General features: G+C 61.5%; 18 protein-coding genes. 6 read left to right on the plus strand and 12 right to left on the minus strand.

Features of this window, described 5'->3' with window-relative positions; genetic code table 11:
- Nucleotides 1-181: 181 nt before the first annotated feature.
- The 9 genes from ABHF91_RS00830 to ABHF91_RS00870 form a co-directional block, all read right to left on the minus strand.
- Entirely contained in the window at nt 182-1,492 is a 1,311-nt protein-coding gene (locus tag ABHF91_RS00830) for a type II toxin-antitoxin system HipA family toxin (protein WP_409421619.1), read from the minus strand.
- Nucleotides 1,492-1,746, minus strand: a complete 255-nt coding sequence (locus ABHF91_RS00835; protein WP_409421620.1) for a helix-turn-helix domain-containing protein — start codon at nt 1,744-1,746, stop codon at nt 1,492-1,494. The genes ABHF91_RS00830 and ABHF91_RS00835 overlap by 1 nt, the downstream gene beginning before the upstream one ends.
- Nucleotides 1,747-2,055: 309 nt before the next feature.
- Nucleotides 2,056-2,760, minus strand: coding sequence for a DUF429 domain-containing protein (locus ABHF91_RS00840; RefSeq protein WP_409421621.1), 705 nt, complete (start codon nt 2,758-2,760; stop codon nt 2,056-2,058).
- On the minus strand, nt 2,757-6,059 hold the full coding sequence (locus tag ABHF91_RS00845; RefSeq protein ID WP_409421622.1) for a DEAD/DEAH box helicase: 3,303 nt from the start codon (nt 6,057-6,059) through the stop codon (nt 2,757-2,759). Before ABHF91_RS00845 ends, ABHF91_RS00840 begins: the two co-directional genes overlap by 4 nt.
- Nucleotides 6,059-7,486, minus strand: coding sequence for a restriction endonuclease subunit S (locus tag ABHF91_RS00850; RefSeq protein WP_409421623.1), 1,428 nt, complete (start codon nt 7,484-7,486; stop codon nt 6,059-6,061). Before ABHF91_RS00850 ends, ABHF91_RS00845 begins: the two co-directional genes overlap by 1 nt.
- 8 nt (nt 7,487-7,494) lie before the next feature.
- Complete coding sequence (locus ABHF91_RS00855) at nt 7,495-9,012, minus strand: N-6 DNA methylase (RefSeq protein WP_409421624.1); 1,518 nt, start codon at nt 9,010-9,012, stop codon at nt 7,495-7,497.
- A gap of 25 nt (nt 9,013-9,037) precedes the next feature.
- Nucleotides 9,038-12,445 carry a type I restriction-modification system endonuclease gene (gene hsdR, locus ABHF91_RS00860; protein WP_409421625.1) on the minus strand — a complete coding sequence of 1,136 codons (3,408 nt, stop codon included), beginning with the start codon at nt 12,443-12,445 and terminating at the stop codon, nt 9,038-9,040.
- 2 nt (nt 12,446-12,447) lie between these two features.
- Nucleotides 12,448-13,413, minus strand: a complete 966-nt coding sequence (locus ABHF91_RS00865) for a restriction endonuclease (protein ID WP_409421626.1) — start codon at nt 13,411-13,413, stop codon at nt 12,448-12,450.
- A gap of 254 nt (nt 13,414-13,667) precedes the next feature.
- Nucleotides 13,668-14,528 (minus strand): YicC/YloC family endoribonuclease, encoded by an 861-nt coding sequence (locus ABHF91_RS00870; RefSeq protein ID WP_409421627.1) that lies wholly within the window; start codon nt 14,526-14,528, stop codon nt 13,668-13,670.
- A 138-nt stretch (nt 14,529-14,666) separates the two neighbouring features.
- Between ABHF91_RS00870 and rph the strand changes: the two genes are divergently transcribed.
- The 6 genes from rph (at nt 14,667) to ABHF91_RS00900 (ending at nt 21,132) form a co-directional block, all read left to right on the plus strand.
- Nucleotides 14,667-15,389, plus strand: coding sequence for a ribonuclease PH (rph, locus tag ABHF91_RS00875; RefSeq protein ID WP_409421628.1), 723 nt, complete (start codon nt 14,667-14,669; stop codon nt 15,387-15,389).
- A gap of 72 nt (nt 15,390-15,461) precedes the next feature.
- Nucleotides 15,462-16,109, plus strand: coding sequence for an orotate phosphoribosyltransferase (pyrE, locus tag ABHF91_RS00880; RefSeq protein WP_409421629.1), 648 nt, complete (start codon nt 15,462-15,464; stop codon nt 16,107-16,109).
- 9 nt (nt 16,110-16,118) lie between these two features.
- A complete protein-coding gene (locus ABHF91_RS00885) occupies nt 16,119-16,868 on the plus strand; it encodes a sugar nucleotide-binding protein (RefSeq protein ID WP_409421630.1) in 750 nt (249 codons plus the stop codon).
- Nucleotides 16,869-16,962: 94 nt separating this feature from the next.
- Nucleotides 16,963-18,732: a hypothetical protein gene (locus ABHF91_RS00890; RefSeq protein ID WP_409421631.1), complete on the plus strand. Its 1,770-nt coding sequence runs from the start codon at nt 16,963-16,965 to the stop codon at nt 18,730-18,732.
- A gap of 154 nt (nt 18,733-18,886) precedes the next feature.
- The gene (locus tag ABHF91_RS00895; RefSeq protein WP_409421632.1) at nt 18,887-19,801 is read left to right on the plus strand and encodes a homocysteine S-methyltransferase family protein; all 915 of its coding nucleotides are present in this window, start codon (nt 18,887-18,889) and stop codon (nt 19,799-19,801) included.
- Nucleotides 19,798-21,132 carry a basic amino acid/polyamine antiporter gene (locus tag ABHF91_RS00900; RefSeq protein WP_409421633.1) on the plus strand — a complete coding sequence of 445 codons (1,335 nt, stop codon included), beginning with the start codon at nt 19,798-19,800 and terminating at the stop codon, nt 21,130-21,132. The genes ABHF91_RS00895 and ABHF91_RS00900 overlap by 4 nt, the downstream gene beginning before the upstream one ends.
- Before the next feature lie 57 nt (nt 21,133-21,189).
- On the opposite strand, the gene nadN is transcribed toward ABHF91_RS00900, so the two are convergent.
- From nadN to slmA, 3 genes are all read right to left on the minus strand, one after another.
- Nucleotides 21,190-23,028 (minus strand): NAD nucleotidase, encoded by a 1,839-nt coding sequence (gene nadN, locus ABHF91_RS00905; protein ID WP_409421634.1) that lies wholly within the window; start codon nt 23,026-23,028, stop codon nt 21,190-21,192.
- A 159-nt stretch (nt 23,029-23,187) separates the two neighbouring features.
- The gene (locus ABHF91_RS00910; RefSeq protein WP_409421635.1) at nt 23,188-24,015 is read right to left on the minus strand and encodes a mechanosensitive ion channel domain-containing protein; all 828 of its coding nucleotides are present in this window, start codon (nt 24,013-24,015) and stop codon (nt 23,188-23,190) included.
- A 24-nt stretch (nt 24,016-24,039) separates the two neighbouring features.
- A complete protein-coding gene (gene slmA / locus ABHF91_RS00915) occupies nt 24,040-24,636 on the minus strand; it encodes a nucleoid occlusion factor SlmA (RefSeq protein ID WP_409421636.1) in 597 nt (198 codons plus the stop codon).
- Between the last annotated feature and the right edge of the window lie 10 nt (nt 24,637-24,646).

The raw sequence follows: 24,646 nt of genomic DNA on the forward strand, positions 1-24,646 counted from the left end.
GTTCTGAATTTGAAGATCGGGTCAACTCACAAAGCTGTTGTTAATCAATCAGATATATTGATTTATGCCGACTGTTTTTGCTGGCGTGATACCGTTTGTGATACCACTTTTTCTTAGTCGCTATCCTCGTTTAACCATCATTTGATGTTTTTTCGCTTGGCAGTGTCCCATCCGATTTGTTTCACGTGGTGAGCCGGCGCGCCCTGGCCTGGAGGCCGTCCAGAATGGCATCGGCGATCTGGGGCGGGAAGTCGGCAGGCAGCTGGTGGCGAACCTGAATGACCACCTCATCGAGCTGCTGGCTGAATTCATCCAGGATCTGCGCCATCTGCGCCTCGGCAAAGCCCACCGCCTTGGCCGTCTGGTAGAAGTGGCGGGGGAATATCTGCTCTATCCCGTACTTCTTGCCACGGGTGGCGCTCAGCCCCATGGCGAGCTTGGCATCGCGTGGATGCAGGCCTGGGCCACCGAAGGCTGGATACAGGGAGAGGATGTCGTAGAGCGGGGTGAGGCGGAAGCGCCCCTCCGGCTCGATAAACACAGAGAAATTCTTGGCATGGCCGTCGGTGGCCGCCAGCAGCCAGAACAGGACCTGTGCCTTCATGAATAGATAGCGATCCCGCTCCGGGGTGGCCGAGCCCAACAGGGTAGCCATGATCTCTGCAATGCCTGGGCCGCCATGGCTCTCGTATTTTCGGGCGGAGGGGACGTTGAGGACCTGGCAGAAGTCTTCTTGTGGCAGGCGCATGATCCAGCTGTGGTCAGCGGCATAACGGCGGTCAAAACGCGCCACCGCCAACGCCTTGATGTTGCCGGCCTGCATGATGAAGCAGTCCGCCACCGGCAGACCGAACGCCTTGGCGATCAGGGTGCAGAGGTACTCGTTTTCCACGCTCTGAGAAAGGTCGATGGAACCGGAATGGCTCTGTATCTTGCCGATGGGCAACTTGATGATGTGGCTGGTGGGGGTGGCGTTGTGGGGCAGACACCAGCGGTTATCCAGATAGAGCAGGGCGGTTTTTTCCTGTGCCCCGGCGATGGAGATCCGAAAATCGGCGGCTTCCTGAATCATGCCCAGGGGGATACCGGCTTGGTAGCCGGTCAGGATCCGTTCCAGTTCGGCCTCGGAGAGCGTCTGGTACTCGATGCGCCGAACATCGGGGGCGGGGGCATCTTGCTCCTGAAGCTGCAGGGCGCCCACACTGTCCTGCCCGATGCAGCGTAGTAGGTCAAATGGTTGGGTGGAGTCAGCCTGATAGCGTGCCACCACCCGACCGCGAACCTCAGGGTTATCCGGGAGCAGGTTGTCGAAGAAGTTATACACCTCAGCCCCCCGGTAGGCCTGACGGCGTAGCGGCAGGGAGAGCGAGATGGGCCGACTACCGGCCTGAGTGAGCCAGGACTCGGCGTACTGGAACTGGTGGGCACCACTGGTGGCTTTGCTGAAGGTGCCCACCCGATAGCCGTTCATATAGACCGCGAGCAGGGCCATCACCATTCCTCCGGCCAGCTGGCGGCAGAGCCGTCGTCCGACTCGCTGCGGGGTTTGATATCCAGCGATAGATCGAGGGCAGCGAGGATCTTGAACAGCGTCTCGAGCTTGGTGGCGTCAGGATTGAGCTCAAAGCTCGAAACCGTGTCCTGTCGGATGCCGCCGCGTTCGGCGACCTTGCCCTGGGAGCGCTTCTGGGCGAGCCGGACATCCCTGAGATAGGCACTGAGTTGTTTGGCACTGGTGATGTTCATCGGAGCAATAATCTGCTGGTGGCGATCATTTCAATTTACACGCTATAGAGGGTAAATCAATTTCTACACGCTTTGACAGGTAAAAACGTTATACACGCTATAGAAGGTATGGTGCGAATGCCTCGTGGTGGTTGAGCCGCAATCTAAGTGCTGTTGTCTATGGAGGAGCTTATTGCTATGGTCTTTGCACCATGGGCAATGCTTGCAATTGGGGTCTCGGCGGCGGGTCGGCCGATTCGTAGTTCCAGTAGCGCAATCCTGACAGCGCCCTCGACCCGAACTCTTCTCTGTCGTTGTGCTCTCTTGGCACTAGATCACGATATAGCCTTGCTCCTCCGTCCCAAACGATAAGCTCAATCCCTGATGGTGGCGGAAGGCGATATACAGGCATACCAAGGTATCCAACCGGTCCTCGTTCTGTTTAAGTGCAGTGCCTTTCAGGGTTTGGATTACCTCTGGCCGCACATAGTCGGCGTAGGCGGGCGGTATCCGCATCGGTAGATGCGGATGGCTCTCCAGACTGAGCAGATGCCGGGCCAGCTGGATTTGGCCGGCCCGTTTGTTTTCGGCCAGGCCTTTCTTGTAAGCCAGCCGGTACGCCAAGCCGAATACCTCGATCAGGGCTGGATGCGGGTAACACTCGATCTGCCAGCGCCCGCCCTGCTGATGGGCATAGCCATCGGTTGCCAATTTCCGGGATAACTGGACGCTAATGGCATCTGGGTACAGGTCGAGGTTGCTGGTATGGCAACTTGCCCCCTTGTGGCCGTACCGGCGGCCCACCAGCCGTTCGCAATCCCGCTGCCCCGTTTGATTGGGGATAATCAGCGGGGCATCAATCGCGATGCCGACCGGTTGCCAACGTTTAACTTGGCTCAGTAGTTGCTCCAGCGACAGAGTGGTGCTGGCCAGTTCGACCACCTGCAGTTGATTGTTCTGCACCTCGCCCACGGCAATGCCGGTACTGTTGTGGCCTTTCCACGCCAGGTCGATGCCCAGCAGGTGTGTTGTCATGGTGAATTAATTTCTTCCGATCGTGGCAATGGCACCTCCTTGGCGTTTTCCTGCTCCGGGAGTCTTGTTGGCAGGGCGGCATGGGCGTCCGAGAAATAGGGGCGGTTGGCCCAGGTCTCTGTGCAGCCCACTATGTAGACCCGTTTTTGTGCGCGCGTCACTGCCACGTTGAGCAGGTTGGGCTTGCTGCTTGCCCAGTTGGCGGCACCCGGATGTTCGGCGGAGAGCCCTAGCACCAGAATGACGTTTTTCTCTTCCTTGCCCTGGAAGGTGTGCACTGTGCCGATCCTGTGGGCCAGCCACGCCGGCCATTGCCCATCAAGCTCTGTGTCGTCTTGGATCTTGCTGGTCAATGCCCCATGCAGGTAACACTGCAGCTGCTTTTTGATCCGCTTGAAGGGGGTGATGATATAGACATCCGGCAGGGTTTGATGCTGACACAGATACTCCTCCAGCATGGTTAACACATGCTGCGCCTGTTCCGGCACGAAGTGCTTGCCCTCCACCGCACCGCGAACGTCAAACCAGCAACTGGGCCCCCAGGTGAAGGGGGTTGGATCGTGGGGATGCTCCGAACCGTGGATCATCTTGTTGTTGTAGGCGATCTGATTGGCGATGGAGAACATGGGATCGTCACAGCGGCGGTGTACCCGCAGCGGACTGCCCAGCCAGAGGTGTTGGTTGATCTGTTGGGTACCGTAAGGGTTGCTCTTATCGGCCAGGTGCTGGACCGAGGTCAGGCCGGGTGACCAGAGCAACCATTGTTCCCCCAACTTTTGTTTGGCCATCGCCTCGACAAAGGCTGGCGGTATGGTGAATACCGGCTCAATCTGCAGCGGATCGCCCACCACCACGGCGCGTCTGGCTCGCCACAGGGCACCCACCGCCTGTTGCGGACTGGCTTGGCCCGCCTCGTCGATAAACAGCCAGCCTATGTCGCCAGCGGCCAAGGCGGCAAATTGCCTGGCCACGGAGGCAAAGGTGGAGGAAACCAGCGGAACCACCATAAACAGCAGCTGCCACAGGGCCTTGGCGGCGGCCCTGTTGGCCACCTTGCCATCCACGGCAGCCATCAGGTTGAATATTGAGTCGTGGAGGTGGAGATTCTTGTCATGATAGGCGGCCACCAGCCAGGCCTGATGCAGCTCCAGCGCCGCCACGGTCAATTGAGCGCGGGCCTGGTTCAATGCCCGGCACAGACCAAAGGCCTGATGCTGCACGGCTGCCGCCTCGAAATCGGTCTGGGCGTCGGCGAAATGGGCATCCGGATAACGTGCTAGTAATGGCGTGCAGGCCAGCCGCTCGGCGGCCAGTCGGCCTTGTAACTCGGTGAACTTAATTATTGCCACCGTCCGTTGCTTGGTCAGCAGATCCCGGCGCAGCTCCAGCCCACGCAGAATGGCCTTGCCGCGGCAGCGGCGCCTGAGTTGCCCCTTCCACCAAACCGGAAGCCGGCTGCGGAGCAGGGCCAGCCCGGCATCCAGCCGGGCCAGCCGCAGCCTCTTGCCTTCAAGCCACCGCTCTTGGGTCTGGCATTCTGCCTCCAGGTCACTCAGTGCTTCGAGGCGGCACAACGCCTTTTGAATGTCCTCTACCCGTTCACGGGCCGCGCGGAAAGCGGCCTGAGCCTGGCAGAAGTCGTCTTTGGGATTGCTGCCCGAGGCTAGCTGTTTCAAGGCATGGAACAGGGTGCGGTAGCGGTGCGCCCCGCCCTGGGCATCCAGCTTATCTATGGTCTTGTAGAACACCTGGTTGCCGAAGCGTTTTCGGTTTGCCGACTTGCCCAGGGTGGCGGCAATCAGCCCCCAGCAATCGTCCTGCTCGGCCAGCTGTTCCACATAAGGGCGCTTGTTTTTGGGATAGTGGTGTTTGGCCGCCAGCTTCTGGGCCACGGGTTTGAGATAGGCGGTCTGCCGGTAGGCCTGCCCCATGCTCTTGAGCTGGGGCAGCTCCTTGGAGATGTTCTCCACCGCCGCATTGTTGCTTGAGACCACTACCATCTCGAAACCGGTCAGGGCGGGGATCAGTGTCTTGATGGTCTTGGTGTTGCCATCCTGGTTGAGCGTGAGGTCGGCACCGAATGCACCGGCCGGCTCGTCCAGGCCGGCCAGCACCTCGGCACGCGATACCAGGTTATGGGCCACCAGATCCCGCAGCAGGGTGGTCTTGCCGGTGCCGGGTGGGCCATTGACCGAGTAGAGACCTGTGTTGCACAGATCGTGGGTGAGCGTGTTGATGGCGAACTGCTGCATCAGGCTCATGGCGTGGGCATCCTCGCCGGGCCAGCGGCCCTGCGGTAGCTTGGCCAGGCGCAGTCCTTCCCGCAGCACGGCCTCGCCTTGGGCCGTAAGCAGATCGGGCCGGCGTGGCACGCTATCGCTCAGATAGCGGCCAAGCGGGCTGTCTTGTGCCAGGCCATTGGCCGCCATATCGGCCTTTACCCGCTCAAGATCACGCAGGTAAAAGCTGTTGAGGATGGCGATCTCCTCCGGAGAATTGGCCGAATGCGACCCCGGCTCTGGGGCTGTTTGCGCCTTGTTGTCGGTCTGGGCCGTGGCCAGGCTGGCCGGCAGCTGGCTCAGCGGCAGCCACTGCTGAGGGGCAATATTGATTGGCGAGTAGTCGAGCTCTCGCTCGTCCAGCTCGGTGAGCTGGATCAGCAGCGCCGGGTGTTTGTCGAGACGCCTGGGGGAGAAGGCGCTCCAGTCGCCCATGGCCTTGAGGAACTCCAGGATCTCGAAGGTGGTGAGGGCGGGTGGCAGCCCATGCTCGTGCTTGAGGTTGTCGGCGACGGTGACTATCTCCAGCAGGCGTTGCTGCAGTCGCCGGGTGGCTATCTCGTAGTCCTCCTGGCGGAGAGTGTCGAGCTGGTGGCCCTGCAACTGTCCCAGGGCCCAGGTGACGGTGGAGCACTCCAGGCTGTCGGGGTCTAGCTTGCCATTTTGATCCAGGGTGAGCCTGAGGGAGCAGGTGAGGCCCTCATCATCCAGCCGTTCATCATCATCTGCCTTCCAGAGGGGGAAGGCCTGCTGGGCGGCCGCAAAGATCTCGCTGCGATCGAAGATGCCCAGATAGAGGCTATAGCGGTAGGGTTTGTCCGGTGAGTAGACCCGACTGGCGCGCCGGATCTGCTGCGGGTTCAGCCAGGGCAGGCAGCCTGGGGCGCTCTCTAGTTCCGGTTGGTGATAGCGGATGACGCCATCCCCCTCGTCATGCAGGGTCTGAATATCGGTGGACTCGAAAAACTCTATCTTGTGCCAGCAGTCGAGCACCCGGAGGGGGAGAGAGGTCTGGTTCATCAGGCGCCCCTTCTGCTGCGTTTGGCCTTGACCTGGCGTTCGGCCTGAATGCGGGCCAGCAGGGCGGCGGCGCTGTTATCGCCGCTGATAAGATCCGGGTTGGCGGCACGCCAGTCGGCAGTCAGCTCGCCACGAAACGCCTTGGCCAGAATAGCCTGGGTCAGGTTATCGACCCGCTCCCTGGCCGCCTTGGCCTGCTGCTCGATGCTATCGGCATAGGCAAACAGTTGTTCCACCCGACGGACGATTTCGGTTTGTTCATCCTTAGAAGGCAAAGCAAAAGTAACATCTTTAATATTCTGTAAGTTCAATCCAGGTTTACCGCCACCATAAGCCATGGTGGTTAATTGTTTGCGTCCAGCATTTGGAGCTTTCAAAACCAAATCAAGAAACTTGGCATTGCTAATATCTGAAAGCCGGATAAGAGCAACATGCTGACTCACATAGGCATTATCTAAATCAATATCAACCAATGCACATTTTGTTACGTTTGCTCCAGTAATGGTTATCAACAAGTCAAAATGTTTTACTTTGGTTCGGGTTCCTTCTGCTTTCGTTGGCAAGATTACAAATGCTGCATCTTCAATGATTAATCTGTCTGAGCTTATATCTTGGGACCGAATGAACAGCTCTCCCTCGGTTGAATAATATTTGGCCCATCCACGAGATCCACTTGTTACATAATTGACAATCTCGCCGATGGAGCATTTTTTCCAAATTGAAGGAGCTGTCAGCTCTTCATTGATACTTTGGGTCTGGCAGGGTGTTCGCCATTCTTTAGTCAATTTTCCACTCACCGCAGCAGCGAGCACGGATTGGCGGAACTGCTTGATAATATCTGGGATACGAGCCAGACGGGCTTGGGTGGCTTCCACCTGAGCCAGCAATTTATCAAGCCGGTCGGCGATCTCTTTTTGCTCAGCAAATGATGGACATGGAACAGTAATGGTTGAGAACTCTTTGAACTTTAAGTTACGAAGATTATTGCTCCCTCCTTGATATTTAATCACCTCACCAGATAAATGGAATTTAGTTAGAAAGTAATTTAGATATGAGGAAGAAATATGTTTTGCTGGACGAGCAAGGCGCAAAAAGTTAGTGCACACTGCAGGGTAAGGTAATTGCTTCAGCACTTGTTCTGTTATAAGAACAGTTCTACCAACTGGTTGATCTGGACCACCGCCTGAAATTTCAATAAGAACATCACCAGGACGAAGGTTTCTGGTCTCAAGGCTAGATTTTTTTATCTTGCGTGGTACTGCTGTTGCGCCTTGGACTTTACGCCAGTTTCTAAACTCAGAACCACGTATACATGAGACGGTTTCATATTCATCATCGGAAAAGTCATTGTCTTGCCCCCAGTCACCACCGATTACATGGATGAGGAGATCATCTAGAGAACAATTAGTCCATTCATTCTGGATCATTGGTTCTATCACAATGAACCCTCCAGGGTTGTAATCAGTTTTTGCAGCTCACTTAAGGCCGTTTCCAATTCCTCCTTGGCCTCGTTGGCCAGCTCCAGCGGTTCGGGCAAGTCGGCGGCATCGACGCTGTTTTGATCCTTAAGCCAGCTGATATCCAGGGAGTCGCCCTTGTGGTCGCGGATCCACTCCCGGCTAAAGCAGCGCCAGCGACTATGAGCCAGACGGCTGTCGATCGGCTGATGGGCGGCATCCTCCGCCAGCTCGACCTGGTCGACGCCAAAGGACCAGTCGCCTTCGGTGCGCGGGCTCAGGCCGTGGGGATCGTCACCAAAGCAGCGGATAAAGGGGGCCAGATAGGCCTCGGTAAAGGGGGTGCGCTTGCCAAAGCTCGGCATATTGGTGCGCAGATCGTAGACCCAGATCGCCTGGGTATTGCCCTTGTCCTGACGGGGATTGGCGGGCTTGGAGAAGAAGAGCACATTGGTCTTGACCCCGGCGGCATAGAAGATGCCGGTGGGCAGGCGCAGTATGGTGTGCAGGTTGCATTTTTCCATCAGCGCCTGACGGATCTGTTTGCCGACCCCGTCTTCAAACAGCACGTTATCGGGCAGCACCACGGCCGCACGGCCACCGGGTGCCAGCATGACGTGATACATCAGGTGCAAGAAGGAGAGCTGCTTGTTGCTGGTATAGAACAGCAGGTCATCCCGGGTGGGCACGCCACCACCTTTCTTGGTACCAAACGGCGGGTTGGCCAGGATCAGGCTGGCCTTGGGGAGCTGTTGACCCTCTTCGGTCAGGGTATCGCCGTAGAGAATGCCCGCATTCTGGTCGTCGATGGCCAGATCGTGCAGCATCAGGTTCATCATGGCCAGGCGGCGGGTATCGGGGACCAGCTCCATGCCGAAGAAGAGTTCATGCTGATAGCGGTCGTAGGCGACCGGGTCCAGGCTGGCGATGTCATGGTGCTGCTTGAGGTAGTGATGGGCGCTGATCAGAAACCCGCCGGTACCGGCCGTGGGGTCCACCACCACATCGTCCAGGCTTGGCTTCATCAATTCGACCATGGCATTGATCAGCACCCGCGGGGTGAAGTACTGGCCGGCGCCGGATTTCTTCTCTTCGGCGTTGACCTGCAACAGCCCCTCGTACATGTTGCCGAGCCCTTCTTCCTTGGCGCTGTACCAGTCGAGCTTGTCGATCTCGCTGACCAGCTTGTTCAGGGTCACCGGTTTGCGGATCACGGTGCCGGCATTGAGAAAGATGGAGCGGGTGATGAGCGAGCCGTGGCTGCCCAGATGCAGCAGCAGCTTCTTGTATTCGGTGAGTATGTCCGCTGGGTTGTTGGCTTTGAGATCCTGCCAGCGGTAGCCCTCCGGTAGATGCTGCTCCTGTCCGGTCTCTTCCACCATCTTCAGGAAGATGAGGAAGGTCAACTCATTGAGGTACTCGTGATAGGTGACACCGTCATCACGCAGCAGGTGACACAGGTTCCATAGTTTGGCGATTAGGTCTTGGGTGCTCATAGGTTCTCAGAGAAAAAAGGGCCGTTCAGGCCCAGAGTGCACGGTTAAATTCTTCCAGTATGTGGGTCACCGGCTGCTGGAACAGCTTGTCGGCACGCTTGCTACCCCCGTGGGCGCTAAAGATCCCCTGATTGAGGGCGTTCGCGTCCACCAGCGTCGCTGCCTTGGCCTGTTTGGCGATCAGCTCCAGCCACTGTTTTTGCGGTGTCGACCATGGGCGGGCATTCAATAGCTTTTCCAGTGCCCTGTCCACCCTTTGTTCCCAGGGCACCAGTGGCTCGCCGAGCGCAGATTGGCGTATGAAGCCGATGATGCGGGCCGCAATATCTTGCCGGGTGACTTCATGCCAGGCGGTCTGCAGATCCTTCTCGCGGAAATGGTGGCGCTCCAGTTCGACGGCCAGGGCCTTGAGGCTTTGGCGGTCCAGCTCCCAGGGGCGCTGTACTATGACCTGGAGCGCTGGCAGGCGGTTGCTGTTGGCTTTGATAAAGGCCTTGAAGGCTCCGAGGTAGTCTTCCGGCTTCTGGCCATCACCATAGCCCTTGGTGGTTTTGATAAAGGTATCTTCCCCCTCGTGGATGACGAGGCCTGGGCGCAGGCGACCACCGCCTTGTACCTTGGCATCCAGGATCGCTCCCAGCCCGGGATGCTGTTGGAACCAGTCGGCCACCTCGGCCAGAGGCAGGCGCTTGAGGTGTTTGGCCAACTCGCTGGGGGATTGTCCGGCGATGGTTTGAAAGGCGTCCAGCTGGTCTGGCGTGAGGTGCTGCTTTTTGACCTGCAGCTTGGCGATAAATTGATTGCGAGCCAGTTGCAGGAGATCCGGCGCCTGTTCCTGGCGCAACTCCTGTTCCAGCTCGGTGAAGCTGATATCGACCTGGGTGACGACCGGCTTCATGGTGTTGACCGATTCGAGCTGCTTATAGATATCCACCGCATCATAGATATGGAACGGGCCTTTGCCGATCTCCGGGCAGAGGCGGGTGGCTCGCCCCAACATCTGCTCAAACAGGATGCGGCTGTTGACCCGGCGCAGGAACACCAGATTGCAGATCCGCGGGACATCCACGCCTGTGGTCAGCAGATCCACGGTTACGGCGATATTGGGTAGGCGATCGTTTTTAAAGTGGCGGATCCGCTCGAGGGGCTTGTCGCTGGCGCCCGTGATCTTCTGCACCGCATCATCCTCCACCTCGCCGTGATAGGCCTCGATGGCGGACTTGAAGGCTTCTACCACCTCGTCGGCGTGTTTGTCCGTGACGCAGAACACCAGCGTCTTGGCATCAGAATAGGGGTTGATGGCATCACTCTCGATGAGCCATTTTGTCACTGTCTTGGTGAACTCGGGGGCAATGACCTTGCGGTTGAAATCGCCGACATCGAAATTGAGTTCATCCGGGGTCTGATAGGTTTCGATACGGTTGTCGGTATCGTGGTAGACCTTGACCTCTTCGTTGATGGCGTAGTTGATCCCTTGCTCTGTCAGCTTGGTATGTAAGCGGATCGGCGGTTCGTGATCATTGAGGTAGCCATCCAGCACAGCTTCGGTATAGCTGTAGGTGAAGATTGGGGCGCCGAATATTTCGGTGGTGTGCAAGGCCGGGGTGGCGGTCAGGCCGATTTTGAAGGCATCAAAATAGTCGATCACCGCACGATACTTGGATTGATAGTCTTGCTGATCGCGAAACAGGATTTCGGTATCGCTGAGCTCCCGATCCAGCAGATAGCCACGATGGCATTCATCCACGATGATGCAATCGTACTGGCCGATGCTCGGTTTGTTGTTATCACCCGGGTAGAGGAGGCGCTTGACCAGCCCTTGGACTGTGGTCATGTGGACCTTGGTTGAATCCTCTGGCGCCGGTACTGGCGGTTTATTCTGCACCATGCCCAACACCTCAAAGGTGTCGGCAAAGGTACTGAGGTTCTCCAGTCGTACCGCACTGAAGTCATCCGAAGCCTGTACTCCCAACGCGGATCTGTCCACCAGAAACAGGATGCGCCGGAAGCGTTCGGCTTTCAGCAGACGATAGGCCATGGCAATCGCGGTCTTGGTCTTGCCGGTGCCCGTCGCCATGGCGAGCAGTGCAGATGACTTTCCCTCTTTGATGGCCTGTTCCACGGCTTGAATGGCGGTGACCTGGTAGTCGCGCAGCTTCAGTTCGAAGTCGAACCCCATCTGATCCAACTCTGTATTTGCCTGTTGCGTGGTCTGCCGCAGGTGGGCTTGCAACTCTGCTGGTGAGAACCAGCCTTTTAGGCAGCGCCGACGGTTGGCGTTATCCCGGACGTCGAGGAACCAGATGCCGCTCTCTTGTTCCAACTGCTTCAGGTAGGGGCGGCCATTGGTGGCAAACACCAGAGGAACCTTGAAGCTGCCGTAGGTCGTTTCGATGAGGCAAGCTCCCCGCTCCTGTAGGTCGGTGGCGTAACGTTTGGCCTGATCGATGGCTCCGTAGACGTTGCGGGCGCTCTTTTTGGCCTCAATGACAGCTACGGGGTACAGCCCACAGAAGAGCACATAATCCGCTGGGCCGGATGCAGTTGGCCACTCGGCAATGGCTCGATTCTGGTTGGGGAGCGGGCGAGCCCCTTTGGAAAAGCGCAGGTTGATGGTGTCCGCCTCCCACCCGGCCTCGGTGAGCTGCTGATCTATGATGAGCCGGGTCTCTTTTTCATTTAGCTCGAGAGACGTTTTCTCGATACGACGTATTTCGGCTGCCTGATGTTCTTTGCCTGATTGGGAGAATACCTGGCGGTATTTGGCATTTGCCTCATCCATCTTGGTACGGTATTCGGCAAGTTTGGCTTCATGCTCGGTGGCCAGTTGTTCCCAAACTTGGCTCTCCGATGCCATGGCGTCTGCTCGTTCTTTTTCCGCGGTGGCTCTTTGCGCTTCGGTGTGACGTAACGCTTCGGCATGGGAAAGACGATCTTCTGTGGTGCGTGCCAGTTTTTGCTGCTCCAGCAGAGCTTCTTCAAGCAGGCGCAATTTTTCTGATGGATCACGTGGTTCGATAAAGGGCGGGAGTTTGAAGCCTTTTGCCTGGCTGCCACCAAAGGTGACATGGAACCACCCTGCTAGGGCATGGCCGATCCGCAGGGCGATTAAGGCATCGCGGTGTGAGGCGGAGGAAACATCATGGGTAGCGGCGTTGCCGAGTTTTCTCAGGGTATGAAATGCATCTTTGACTTGTCTGTCGAGCCGCAATACCAGGTCCAGCTCACGGAGTAGGTCAACCTGTTTGACGTCCTGGCCGCACTCCACACCGACACGGGATGCGATGGTTTTGGCAAACGCCTCGGCCAATTGACGCATCTTGATGAGGGTTGTGTTGGGATCCGGAACGAAACAGGCCTCTGCAGTCTTAGCTAGGCGTACCAGCAGTTCGTCGTGGCATTCAAGGAAATCGAAGTTGCTCTGCAGTTCCATCGTTACTCTTCCGTGAAGTAATCCGAATCCAGTGCCTTGATGGTCAGGGTCTGGCGCGTGGTGACGCCGACGCCGTATTCGATCATCAAGGCCGCCAGGCGGGCGCCGTCGATCAGTACGATGCGTTTTTCAATCCGACCCACATATTCATGCGCCTCTCTGCTAAAGCCGGAGGTGGTGATAAAGACCCCTTTGCGGGCTTTATGTTCTTCCAATGCACCGGCAAAGGCCTGGATCTCGGGGCGGCCGACGGTCTTGTCGCTGTAGCGCTTGGCCTGCAGGTAGATGGAGTCGAGGCCCAGCCGGTCCTCCTTGATGATGCCATCGATACCGCCATCGCTGCTGTAGCGGGTGGTCTGCCCGGCCTCCTGATTGCTACCGCCATAGCCCATGGCCACCATCAGATCCACCACCAACTGCTCGAAGAAACGCGGCGACAGGGCAAATACTTCGCGCAGCAGCTCATCGGCCAGGGACTGGTTGATGGTGCTGAGCGCCTGCTCAATCTGCTCTTGGGGTGTTGCCGATACACCATAGGCTGTGTCACTAACCTGGTTGGATGACGGACTATCTGTTAGCAGATCTGCCAGCAAGGCTTCCGCTTCCTTGCGGGACATTCCGGTGGTCTCATAGAAATTTTTAAATTCTGGGAACCGGGCCAGATAGTGGTTTCCTATGGTCTGCCCGGAAGCCAAAGCATCTTTTCCTCGCGCCGTGATTAGGCAAACGCCCCGCTTGGGCTGCTCGATAAGCCCTGCCTTGACCAGATAGGTCTTGGCCCAACCCACCCGCGAGCGAATGGTGCTCTGCCGCCCACTAGGCAGCGTCTCGGCCAACTGCTCGGGGCTGAAGGCGTAATGGGCACAGACTCGCTCATACACCTCGCGCAATAACAGCGGCTGACCGTCGGCAAGGCTCTGCAGTACCACCGGCATCATCTGTTCATAACTGGGAATGGCTAGGGGCATAGGCAAGGTGTGTCCTTGAAATATTGGGGTTTATCTTGCCATAGGGGGCCGTGAGGAACCATGCGGTGAGGCCATGTTTTAGGGGGTTAACTCGAACTTGATGGCGGTGGTTTCCATCCGCCGAATAACGTTGTGTTCGTCATCGGATGGAGGGCGCGCGCGAGCTGTTCCACTGCCATGTACCTGGCGAGAATAGAGGCAGCAACAAAAAAGCCCCTGGGGGAGGGGCTTTGGCTGTTGAGGCCGACAACGGCTTATTCGATGTTCTGAATTTGCTCCCGCATCTGTTCGATCAGCACCTTGAGCTCCACTGCGGACTGGGTGACTTCGGCGTTGATGGACTTGGAGGCCAGCGTGTTCGACTCGCGGTTGAACTCCTGCATCATGAAGTCCAGCCGACGGCCGCAGGCGCCGCCTTTTTTCAGGATCTTGTGGGTCTCGCCGATGTGGGTCTCGAGGCGGTCCAGCTCTTCGGCCACGTCGATGCGTTGGGCCATCAGCAGCAGCTCCTGCTCCAGGCGGCCGGACTCCAGCTCTATGTTGGCGTCGGCCAGCTTGTCCAGCAGGCGCTGGCGTTGCCAGGCGATGACCGCGGGCATCTGCTCCCGCACCTTGGCCACTTCCACCTGGATGCCGGCCAGCCGCTGTTCGATCAGGGCCTTGAGCTTCTCGCCCTCGGACTGGCGGGCGACGATGAACTCCTGCAGCACCTGATCGAAGCCGGCCAGCAGGGTCTGGGTGAGGGCGTCCATGTCCTGCTCCTGGGCGGCCATGACGCCGGGCCAGCGCAGCACGTCCAGCGGGTTGAGCTGGCCTTGGCCGGCGCGGTCGATGACCCAGAGGGCGCTGTCGATCAGCTGTTCCGCCAGGGCCTCGTTGACGTGCAGCTGGGCCTGGTCGGTGGGGCCGTCGAAGCGCAGGCCGCATTCCACCTTGCCCCGCTCCAGGCTGGCGCGGAAGCGCTCGCGCAGCAGGGGTTCCAGGCCGCGGAACTGTTCGGGTAGGCGCAGATAGGTTTCCAGATAGCGCTGGTTGACGGAACGGATCTCCCAGACGGCGGTGCCCCACTCGCCCTTGAATTCACGGCGGGCGTAGGCGGTCATGCTATGGATCATAGGGCTTCTTCTGTTCTGGCTTAAGGAGTGACCAGTATACCCAAGGCGGACCCTGGCGTCAGCCGAGCCGGGCGCCATGAAATGTGACCGCCTTTGACGTATACTGGCGGCCACTTGAATCGATAGTCTGGAATTGCCATGCGCCCGAGCGGAAGAACGCCACAGCAGGTTCGCCCTGTCACCCTCACCCGTCATTACACCTGTCACGCCGAAGGCTCTGTGCTGGTGGAGTTTGGCAACACCAAGGTGCTGTGCAACGCCAGCGTGGTGGAAGGGGTGCCCCGTTTCCTCAAGGGTAAGGGTCAGGGCTGGGTCACCGCCGAATACGGCATGCTGCCCCGCTCCACCCACTCGCGGATGAACCGCGAGGCCGCCTCCGGCAAGCAGGGGGGCCGCACCCTGGAGATCCAGCGGCTGATCGGCCGTTCCCTGCGGGCGGCGGTGGATCTGAAGGCCCTGGGGGAGTACACCATCACGGTGGACTGTGACGTCATCCAGGCCGACGGCGGCACCCGTACCGCCGCCATCACAGGCGCCTGTGTGGCCCTGGCCGATGCCCTGGGCTGGATGCGCCAGCAGGGGATGCTCAAACCCAAGCAGGAGCCTTTGAAGGGCATGGTGGCGGCCCTGTCTGTGGGGATAGTGGCCAACATGCCGGTGTGCGATCTGGAATACGAAGAGGACTCCGTCGCCGAGACCGACATGAACGTGGTGATGATGGAAGGCGGCAAGCTCATCGAGGTGCAGGGCACCGCCGAGGGCGAGCCCTTCAGCCGCGACGAACTCAACCAGCTGCTGGACATGGCGGAGCAGGGGCTCGAGACCCTGTTCGCCCTGCAGCGCCAGGCCCTGGCGGTCTGAGCTGGACCTGTTGACAGACGCGGCGTTGGCCGCGTTTTTTATGTGCCGTTTTTGTTTATCCGAGGAGAGACCATGAAAGCCTATCAGCGTGACTTTATCGAGTTTGCCCTGGAGAAGCAGGTGCTCAAGTTTGGCGACTTCACCCTGAAGTCCGGCCGCAAGAGCCCCTACTTCTTCAATGCCGGCCTGTTCAACTCCGGTCGGGATCTGGCGCGCCTGGGCCGCTTCTATGCCGCCGCCTTGATGGATGCCGGCATCGACTTCGATGTGCTGTTCGGCCCGGCCTACAAGGGGATCCCCATCGCCTCCGCCACCGCGGTGCAGCTGGCCGAGGTGTACGACCAGGACGTGCCCTGGTGCTTCAACCGCAAGGAGGCCAAGGATCACGGCGAGGGCGGCAACCTGGTGGGCAGCCCGCTGGCCGGCCGCATCATGCTGGTGGATGACGTCATCACCGCCGGCACCGCCATCCGCGAGTCCATGGATCTGATCCAGGCCAACGGCGCCAGCCTGGCCGGGGTGCTGATCGCCCTGGACCGCCAGGAGAAGGGCAAGGGCGAGCTGTCCGCCATCCAGGAGGTGGAGCGGGACTATCAGGCCAGGGTCATCTCCATCATCAGCCTGGGGGATCTGGTGAGCTACCTGGAAGAGCAGCCGGATCTGGCCGGTCTGCTGGAGCAGGTGCGCGCCTATCGCCAGCAGTACGGCATCGCCGGCTAAGGCGCCGCCATGCGGGTACTGATCAGCGGCCTGAACGGCACCCTAGCGCCCCATCTGGCGCGGCGGGTGGTCGCCGAGGGGGGCCAGGTGCTGCCCTGGCGGCGGGAGCTGGTGGATCCGGCGGACGAGACCGCGGGGCGGCAGATGCTGGATCGCCTGCGGCCCGATGCCATCGCCCATCTGGCCATGGGCGGCGAGGCCTGGGCCGCGTTTCTGGCCCGGGAGGCCGGGGCGCGGCAGATACCGCTGCTGTTCACCAGCACGGCCATGGTGTTTGACGCCGTGCCCGACGGCCCTCACCGGCTGCAGGATACGCCCAATGCTCAGGAAGATTACGGCCGCTACAAGTTCCGCTGCGAGCAGGGGATCCGGGCGGCCAATCCTGCCGCCTGCATCGCCCGCATCGGCTGGCAGATCGACGCGGATGCCCGGGGCAACAACATGCTGGCGGCGCTGGATGAGTGGCAGGCCAGCCGGGGCGAGGTGGCGGCCAGCCGCCTCTGGATCCCCGCCTGTTCCTTCATGACGGATACCGCCGCCGGGCTATGGCAACTGCTCCAGGCCCGGGCCCGGGGGGTCTATCATCTGGATAGCAACGCGGTCTGCGCCTGGGGATTCGATACTCTGGTTCAGGCCCTGGCGCGGCACTTCGCCCGGCCCTGGGAGATCCGGGTCACCGACGAGTATCGGCACGATCAGCGCCTGCTGGGCTCGGAAACCTGGCTGCCGCCCCTGAGCGCCCGCCTGGCGGCGCGATAACTGTCACAAATCGGACTTGTTTGTAACCCTTATGCGGGCCATGATGAGGCCCTTTTACGCGGTCATGGCCGCAGAGCAGAGAAGGAAGCGTGGGATGAACAAAGGAATTTTGGCCGGTCTGGTGGTCGCCGCGCTGGCCGCCGGGGGAACCTACTTCGCCCGCATGTCGTCTGGCGGTGCCGGGGAGTCGAGCCTGAGCTATGTGCCGGTGGACACCCTGGTGTTCTCTGGCGCCCTGGAGCCGGCCAGCTGGCAGGATAACTTCGCCGTGCTGCAGACCCGCTGGCAGGGGCTGATCCCGGAGCCGGCCCAGTTGCAGAGCGAGCTGGACAAGCTGGCCAAGCAGCTGGACGGCGAGGGCCAGTCCGCCGATGCCGGCCTGCGCATGCTGCTGGGCCTGTATGGCGAGTTTGCCACCGCCCTGCAGCAGGGGGCGCAGGCCCCCGCCGCCCTGGGGCTGGGAGACAAGGTGGATCAGGCCTTTTATACCGTGGGCGCCCTACCGGTGCTGCGGGTCAAGCTGGCGGACGAGGCGGCCTTCGATCGCTTCATCCAGGCCGCCGAGGCCCGCTTCCAGGCCAAGGGTGAGACCGCTGCGCTGGACGGCGTCAGCTATCGTCGTTATCCGTTCGCCCTGGAGGGTGAATTTCCCCTGGCCCTGGTGCTGGCCAAGCAGGCCGGCTTTGCGGTGCTGACCCTGGATGCCGGCGAGCTGATCCCGGTGGAGCAGGGCCTCAAGCCCGCCCTGGGGCTGGTGAAGCCGGCCCATAGCCTGGCTGACAGCGATCTGCTGGCCCAGCTGGTCAAGCAGCACGGCTTCGTGCCCTTCGCCCTGGGTTACCTCAACCACCTGGGGCTGGTGCAGGGCATCACCCGTGCCGACTCGCCCCTGGCCCAGCTGGCGGACAAGCTCAGCCATGGCCAGGCCAGCCAGGAGCTGGCCCCCTGGCGCACGCCGGGCTGTCAGCAGGATCTGGAAGGCATGGCGGCCCTCTGGCCCCGCACCCTGTTCGGCTATACCAAGCTGGAGCGCAGCGAGGCCGGCATGAGCCTGGGCACCGCCGGCAAGCTGGAGTCCACCGATGCTGCCGCCATGACAGAGCTGCAGAAGCTGCAGGGCTTCGTGCCCAAGGAGGCCAAGGGGCTGCTGGCGGTCAACCTGGGTCTCAACGTGGACGCCCTGGCACCTGTGCTGAGCCAGCTGTGGGGCCGCGCCACCCAGGCCAGCTTCAGCTGTGAGCCCCTGGTGGCGCTGCAGCAGGACCTCAAGCAGAGCAATCCCGCCATGCTGGGCATGATGACCGGCATGATCCAGGGGCTGCAGGGCATTGGCGTCGAGCTGCAGGATCTCAAGCTGGGGGCCGTCGATCCCCAGACCGAGCTGCCCAAGATAGAGGCCCTCTCCTTCACCGCCCATGTCAGTGCCAGCAAGCCGGAACAGCTGTGGGGCATGCTGGGCATGCTGGATCCCCAGCTGGCCCAGTTGCCGCTGCCCGCCGACGGTCAGAGCGTGGATGTGCCGCTGCCGCCCCTGTTCCCGCTGCCGCAAGGGGTCAAGCTGGCCCGTTATGGCCAGCATCTGGCCCTGTATAGCGGGGAGGCCGGCGCCGCCCGGGCCGCCGAGATCGGCCAGCAGCCGCTCACCGGCAACGGCCTGTACCAGATGCACCTGGATTACGGCCTGCTGGCCGATGTGCTGGACAAGGCGCTGGACGAGGTGCCGGAAGACGCCCAGGGCAAGGCTGAACAGGCCCAGCTGCTGCAGCAGTTCGAGCAGCTGCGGGGTGTGACCCTGGACAGCCGGCTGGATCTGGCCCGTGACGGCGTGGTAGTCAGCGCCGACATGCAGGTGCCCAAAGGCTAACCGAACCCTCACCTTCCCAGTGAGCCGTGCCGTCCACCCAGGTGGGCGGCATTTTTTTATCTGCCGCCTTGCCTTTTGCCCTGGAAAGGTCTAGCTTGGCCGCCCAGACATCTAAATGTCCCCACTTCCAAAATTAACAGCCAGGAGTCCGAACATGGCCGGTAAACTCACCTTGCTCGACGGCGGCATGGGCCGCGAGCTGCAACGGCGTGGCGCCCCCTTCCGTCAACCCGAATGGTCCGCCTTGGCCCTGATGGAGGAGCCCGAGCAGGTGGTGGCCGCCCACCGGGCCTTTATCGATGCCGGCGCCCGGGTGATCACCACCAACAACTACGCCGTGGTGCCCTTTCACATCGGCGAGGCCCGCTTTGCCGAGCAGGGACCGGGCCTGGTGGATCTGGCCGGGCGCTTGGCGCGTGAGGCGGTGGGCGCTCAGCCGGTGATGGTCGCCGGCTCCCTGCCGCCGCTGTTCGGCTCCTACCGGGCGGATCTGTATCAGGCCGAGCGGGTGGCGGAGCTGGCCCGGCCCATCATCGCCGGCCTGGCTCCCCATGTGGATCTCTGGCTGGCGGAAACCCAGAGCCTGATCGCCGAGGTGCGGGCGGTGCATGCCCTGCTGCCCGACGACGGCAAGCCCTACTGGGTCTCCTTTACCCTGCAGGATGTGCTGCGGGAGGGGGAGCCCAGGTTGCGCTCCGGCGAGCCGGTGGCGGCGGCCATCGCGGCGGCCATCGAGCTGGGGGCCGAGGCGGCGCTGTTCAACTGCAGCCAGCCTGAGGTGATCGAGGCGGCCCTGGCCGTCGCCGACGGGGTGCGGGTGGCGGCCGGCGCCGAACTGCAACTGGGGGCTTACGCCAACGCCTTCCCGCCCCAGCCGGAGGAGGCCACTGCCAACGACGGCCTGGATGAGCTGCGGGCGGATCTGGATCCGCCGGCCTACCTGGCCTGGGCGGAGCGCTGGCTGACGGTGGGGGCCACCCTGGTGGGGGGCTGTTGCGGCATAGGCCCTGAGCACATCGCCGAGCTGGCCCGGGCCTTTGCCCGGCGCGCGGCCAAGGAGCAGGCATGAGCGCCGGCAAGATAGGCCTGTGGTCCCTGACGGCCCTGGTGTTCAGCTCCATGGTGGGGGCCGGGGTGTTCAGCCTGCCCCAGAACATGGCCGAGGTGGCCTCGCCGCTGGCCGTGCTCATCGGTTGGCTCATCACCGGGGTGGGGATCCTGCTGCTGGCCGGCTGTTTCCTGCTCCTCTCCCGCCAGCGGCCGGATCTGGACGGTGGCATCTACACCTATGCCCGGGCCGGTTTCGGTGAGCTGGTGGGATTCTGCTCCGCCTGGGGCTACTGGCTGTGCGCCACCCTGGGCATCGTCACCTACCTGGTGATCGTTTTCGCCACCCTGAGCCTGTTCACCGACACGTCGGGGCAGATCCTGTTCGGTGAAGGCAACACGCTGGCATCGCTGCTGGGCTCCTCCTGCTTCGTGTGGGCGGTGCACTGGCTGGTGGCCCGGGGGATCCGCGAGGCTGCCCTGGTGAACCTGGTGGCCACCGTCGCCAAGCTGCTGCCCCTGCTGCTGTTCATCCTGCTGGCCTGGCTGGCCTTTCACTTGGATCTGGCCATGCTGGACTGGCGAGGGCTGGAGCTGGGCGTGCCGGTGTGGCAGCAGGTGCGGCAGACCATGATCATCACCCTGTGGGTGTTCACGGGCATCGAGGGGGCCATAGTGCTGTCGGCCCGGGCTCGGCGGCGGCGGGACATAGGTCGGGCGACCCTGCTGGGGGTGGGGCTGGCCCTGACCCTCTACGTGCTGATCACCCTGCTCTCCTTCGGCCTGCAGAGCCGGGCCGAGCTGGCCGGGCTGCACAATCCCTCCATGGCCCTGTTGATGGAACAAATGCTGGGGGCGCCGGGCAAGCTGATCATCGGCATCGGTCTGGTGGTCTCGGTGTGCGCCTCCTACCTGAGCTGGACCCTGTTTGCCGTGGAGGTGCCCTGGAGCGCCGCCATGCACGGCGCCTTCCCGGCGCTGTTCCGGCGGCAGAACGGGCAGGGGGTGGCCATCAACGCCCTCTGGCTCACCAGTCTGACGGTGCAACTGTCTCTGCTGGTGATCCACTGGCAGGAGGAGAGCTACAACAGCCTGCTGGCCATCTCCGCCCAGATGATCCTGGTGCCCTACCTGCTGGTGGGGGTCTTCCTGCTCAAGTGGAGCTGGCAACAGGGCGTGCGGGGCGCCGGCCAGTACCTGATCGCCGGGGGTGCCAGCCTTTACGGGGCCTGGCTGCTCTACGCCGCCGGCCTGGATAATCTGCTGCTCTCCCTCTGGCTCTATGTGCCGGGGCTGCTGCTGTTCTGGTGGGCCCGGCGAGGGGGGGAGATCCAGCCCCAGGCGGCCGGCTGAACGAAAAAACGGGATCCACTGGATCCCGTTTTTTTATGGCGTCAGGTGCCGGCGGATCTACTGCTGCAGCACGCCGTCGGCGTCGTAGAAGTGCTGGGTGGAGAAGTCCTCTTCGGCCGGCTTGCTCAGGCGGCCCCGGGCCTTGACGTAGTCCACGAAGGACTGGGCATAGTCCAGGTAGGTGTCTTCTGCCCGGCCAGCGGCGCTGACGGTGCCGAAGGTCAGGTAGTGGTCCTTACCCTGGGCGGTGAAGGAGTTGGTCACTACCCGGTAGTGGGCACCGTCGTCCAACGCCACCCAGGCCTGGCTGCCCTTGACCCTGGTCTCTATGTTGAACAGGCGCGCGCCTGCGGCCCGGGCGCGATCCACATCGAAGCGCAGGCCGGCGGCGTAGGGATAGGAGCCGGTGGAGCCATCCGGGGCGAAGGCGTAGTCCACCGCCTCGTTGAGCACCCGGCGGATCTCGGCCCCCGTCATGTCGAGGTTGGTGAGGGTATTGGCAAAGGGCAGCAGGGTGTAGGCGGTGCCTATGCTGATGTCGCCTGCCGCCACGTCGCTGCGCACGCCGCCGCCGTTCTGAATGGCGATCTGGGCGTTGACGCTCATGGCCAAGAAGGCCTGGGCCACCAGGTTGCTGATGTCGGCGCCGTGGGCCCGGGTGTCTGCGCTGGCGCAGAGGGCGCTGCGGTTGTCCCCCGGGATGCGGGTGAGGCAGAGATCATTGTCGGCCTGACCTATCACAGTCGCCTGCATGGTCTGCACCCGACTGGCGTACTCCTCCAGCCGGGTCTGGGCGGCGGGATCCGGGGGAACCATGGCCAGCAGCGGGTTGTCGTTCACCCAGGCGGTGAGGGTGGTGAGGGCGTCTCCCGTCAGGGCCACATAGTTACCTTCGGCGTCCTTCTGCTTGAAGCTGTCCCCCAGCAGCAGATGCGGGGTGCCGCGGCACGCCTGCACCCGGCCCTCGCCATCAAAGGTGACCTTCAGCTCCCCCAGCACATCGGCATACTGCCAGGCCTGGGCCACGCACACCTGGTTGCCGGCGGCATCCTGGATCTCGGTGGGATAGGGCCCCGCCGGGTTGAGCCCCAGCTCGCCGAAACCTGCCCCCAGCAGGCTGTGGGAGTCGCCGTCTATGATGACATCCACCCCGGTCAGCCTGGCCGCCATCGCCTGATCTTCGCCGTAACCGTAGTGGCTCAGCAGCACTATCTTGTTCACCCCCTGGGCCTGCAGTTCGTCTATGTACTGCTGCGCCGTGCTGGTTTCGTCCAGAAACTGGGTGCTGGCGTCCGGGCTGGAAGAACTCTGGGTCTTGCGCCCGGTGGCGATGCCGATGATGCCGACCCGCTCGTCACCATATTGCTTGATGAGGTAGGGTTGCAGCAGGCTGCCGCTCTCCGGATAGAGGGGCGAGACGCCTTTTGGCGGCAGCACGTTGGCGGCCAGCACCGGGGTCTGGCAGTCGCCGTCGTGCAGCTCGTCGATGAAGGCCCTGAGACCGGCATCGCCGTTGTCGAACTCGTGGTTGCCCACCACCATGGCGTCGAAGCAGAGGCGGTTCATCAGCGCCGCATCCGCCGCCCCTTGGAACAGGGTGTAGTAGAGATCCCCCGTGATGGCGTCCCCTGCGTGCAGCAGCAGGGGGTGGGCCTGGCTGGCGGCCAGCTGCTTGGCCAGGGCCACAACGCGGGGAAAGCCGCCCATCTCCACCTGGGTGGCGCCGCCGTGCAGGGTCAGGCTGCCGGGGGTGGGGGCCAGGTGGGAGTGATGATCGTTGATGTGCAGTATGGTGAGGCTGAAGGGGGCCGCGTCCGTTTGGTTTCTGTGGCCGTGGTCATGGCCATGGCAGCCGGTCAGCAGGCTCAGGGCGCATCCCAGGGCCAACAGGCCCAAGGGCGGGCACCGTCGCCCGCATCTGCGTCGAGGGCGTGACATCATCCTGGGCATGCTCAATCTTCCTCTCCTGGTCGGGATGGCCGGGGCTTTCAGCTTAGGCCGCGAGCCGACGAAAAAAAACCGCCAAGCTTGGCGGTTTTTTTTGGGGCGGTGGGCTTATTGGCCCTGGTGCACCGTCATCTGCGGGAAGGGGATCTCGATACCCGCTTCGTCGAAGGCCAGCTTCACCTTCTCCTGCAGATCGAAGAACACCCCCCAGTAGTCGGCGGTGTTGACCCAGGGTCGCACCACCAGATCCACGGAGGAGCTGTTGAGGGTGCCCACGGCGATGGTCCAGGCCGGATCCTTCAAGATGCGGCTGTCGGCGGCCAGCAGGCCTTCGAGGATCTGCTTGGCCTGGTGCAGGTCGGCGCCGTAACCGATGCCGAAGGTCATGTCCACCCGGCGGGTAGCCATGCGGGAGTAGTTGACGATATTGCCGTTCAGCACATTGGCGTTGGGCACCACCACCACCTTGTTGTCCGGGGTGGTCAGCACGGTCGTGAAGATCTGTACCTGGGTGACGCTGCCGGCGGTACCGGCCACTTCCACGTACTCACCGGCCTTCAGGGGGCGGAAGATGATGAGCAGCACCCCGGCGGCGAAGTTGGACAGGGAGCCTTGCAGCGCCAAGCCGACGGCCAAACCAGCGGCACCGATGATGGCGACGAAGGAGGCGGTCTGTACCCCGATGCGGCTGAGGGCGGCGATCACCACGAAGGCCAGAATGGTGTACTTCACCAGATTGCCGATGAAGCCGGTGATGGTGACGTCTACCCGGCGGTTGTTCATCACCCGCACCAGGCCGTGGCTGAACAGATTGGCGACAAACCAGCCCACCACCAGGGTGATCAGGGCAGCGGCGATGTTCACGGCGTACTCGATGAACAGCCCTTGATTGCTGGCGAGCCAGTGGGTGGCGTCGGTGAGGATCTCGGTTTCCATGGTTTCTCCTTTAAATGCAATGTCTCAGCTCTGGAGCAGCTGATTGTGGATAAACTGCCATTGGGTGTCGAAGTTGTCCATGGGCTTTTTCTGGAACTGGCTGCGCACGAACTGGCTCAGACGGCCCTCCACATAGGCCAGCAGCAGGTTGGCCAGCTGGGTCTCATCTACCTCAAAACCCTGGCCTTCCCGCAGTCGCTTCTCACGCAGTACCTGCTTGAGCTGGCTCTCCAGCTTGTCGAACATGTGAGTGATGCGCACCCGCAGCCGTTCGTGCTCGCCCTGCAGGGCATCGCCGGTGAGGATGCGGGTGATCCCCGGGTTGCGTTCGGCGAAGGTGAGCAGCAGCTGCAGCAGCCGCTCGCAGCGCACCAGGGTCTCCTTCTCCTCCTGCAGTATCAGGTTGACCCGGGAGAGCAGGGTCTCCTCGATGAAGTCGATGAGCCCCTCGAAGATCCGTGCCTTGCTGGGAAAGTGGCGATAGAGGGCGGCCTCCGAGACGCCGACCTCCGCCGCCAGGCTCTTGGTGGTGATGCGCTGACCGTGCTGGTGCTCCAGCATCAGGGCCAGGGCCTGCAGTATCTGTTCACGCCGGTTGGGGCTGTTATGCGCTGTCGTCATGACGGTGACT

This window comes from Pseudaeromonas aegiceratis (assembly GCF_046254905.1).
In the GTDB taxonomy this organism is placed as follows: Bacteria; Pseudomonadota; Gammaproteobacteria; order Enterobacterales; family Aeromonadaceae; genus Pseudaeromonas; species Pseudaeromonas aegiceratis.

Coding starts and splice junctions, on each gene's coding strand:
- ABHF91_RS00850 (WP_409421623.1), bottom strand. CDS start 7,486: ATGATCCAGAATGAATGGACTAATTGTTCTCTAGATGATCTCCTCATC.
- ABHF91_RS00895 (WP_409421632.1), top strand. CDS start 18,887: ATGGCCGGTAAACTCACCTTGCTCGACGGCGGCATGGGCCGCGAGCTG.
- ABHF91_RS00830 (WP_409421619.1), bottom strand. CDS start 1,492: ATGGCCCTGCTCGCGGTCTATATGAACGGCTATCGGGTGGGCACCTTC.
- ABHF91_RS00900 (WP_409421633.1), top strand. CDS start 19,798: ATGAGCGCCGGCAAGATAGGCCTGTGGTCCCTGACGGCCCTGGTGTTC.
- ABHF91_RS00840 (WP_409421621.1), bottom strand. CDS start 2,760: ATGACAACACACCTGCTGGGCATCGACCTGGCGTGGAAAGGCCACAAC.
- ABHF91_RS00910 (WP_409421635.1), bottom strand. CDS start 24,015: ATGGAAACCGAGATCCTCACCGACGCCACCCACTGGCTCGCCAGCAAT.
- ABHF91_RS00890 (WP_409421631.1), top strand. CDS start 16,963: ATGAACAAAGGAATTTTGGCCGGTCTGGTGGTCGCCGCGCTGGCCGCC.
- ABHF91_RS00855 (WP_409421624.1), bottom strand. CDS start 9,012: ATGAGCACCCAAGACCTAATCGCCAAACTATGGAACCTGTGTCACCTG.
- ABHF91_RS00885 (WP_409421630.1), top strand. CDS start 16,119: ATGCGGGTACTGATCAGCGGCCTGAACGGCACCCTAGCGCCCCATCTG.
- ABHF91_RS00870 (WP_409421627.1), bottom strand. CDS start 14,528: ATGATCCATAGCATGACCGCCTACGCCCGCCGTGAATTCAAGGGCGAG.
- ABHF91_RS00835 (WP_409421620.1), bottom strand. CDS start 1,746: ATGAACATCACCAGTGCCAAACAACTCAGTGCCTATCTCAGGGATGTC.
- rph (WP_409421628.1), top strand. CDS start 14,667: ATGCGCCCGAGCGGAAGAACGCCACAGCAGGTTCGCCCTGTCACCCTC.
- pyrE (WP_409421629.1), top strand. CDS start 15,462: ATGAAAGCCTATCAGCGTGACTTTATCGAGTTTGCCCTGGAGAAGCAG.
- ABHF91_RS00865 (WP_409421626.1), bottom strand. CDS start 13,413: ATGCCCCTAGCCATTCCCAGTTATGAACAGATGATGCCGGTGGTACTG.
- hsdR (WP_409421625.1), bottom strand. CDS start 12,445: ATGGAACTGCAGAGCAACTTCGATTTCCTTGAATGCCACGACGAACTG.
- ABHF91_RS00845 (WP_409421622.1), bottom strand. CDS start 6,059: ATGAACCAGACCTCTCTCCCCCTCCGGGTGCTCGACTGCTGGCACAAG.
- slmA (WP_409421636.1), bottom strand. CDS start 24,636: ATGACGACAGCGCATAACAGCCCCAACCGGCGTGAACAGATACTGCAG.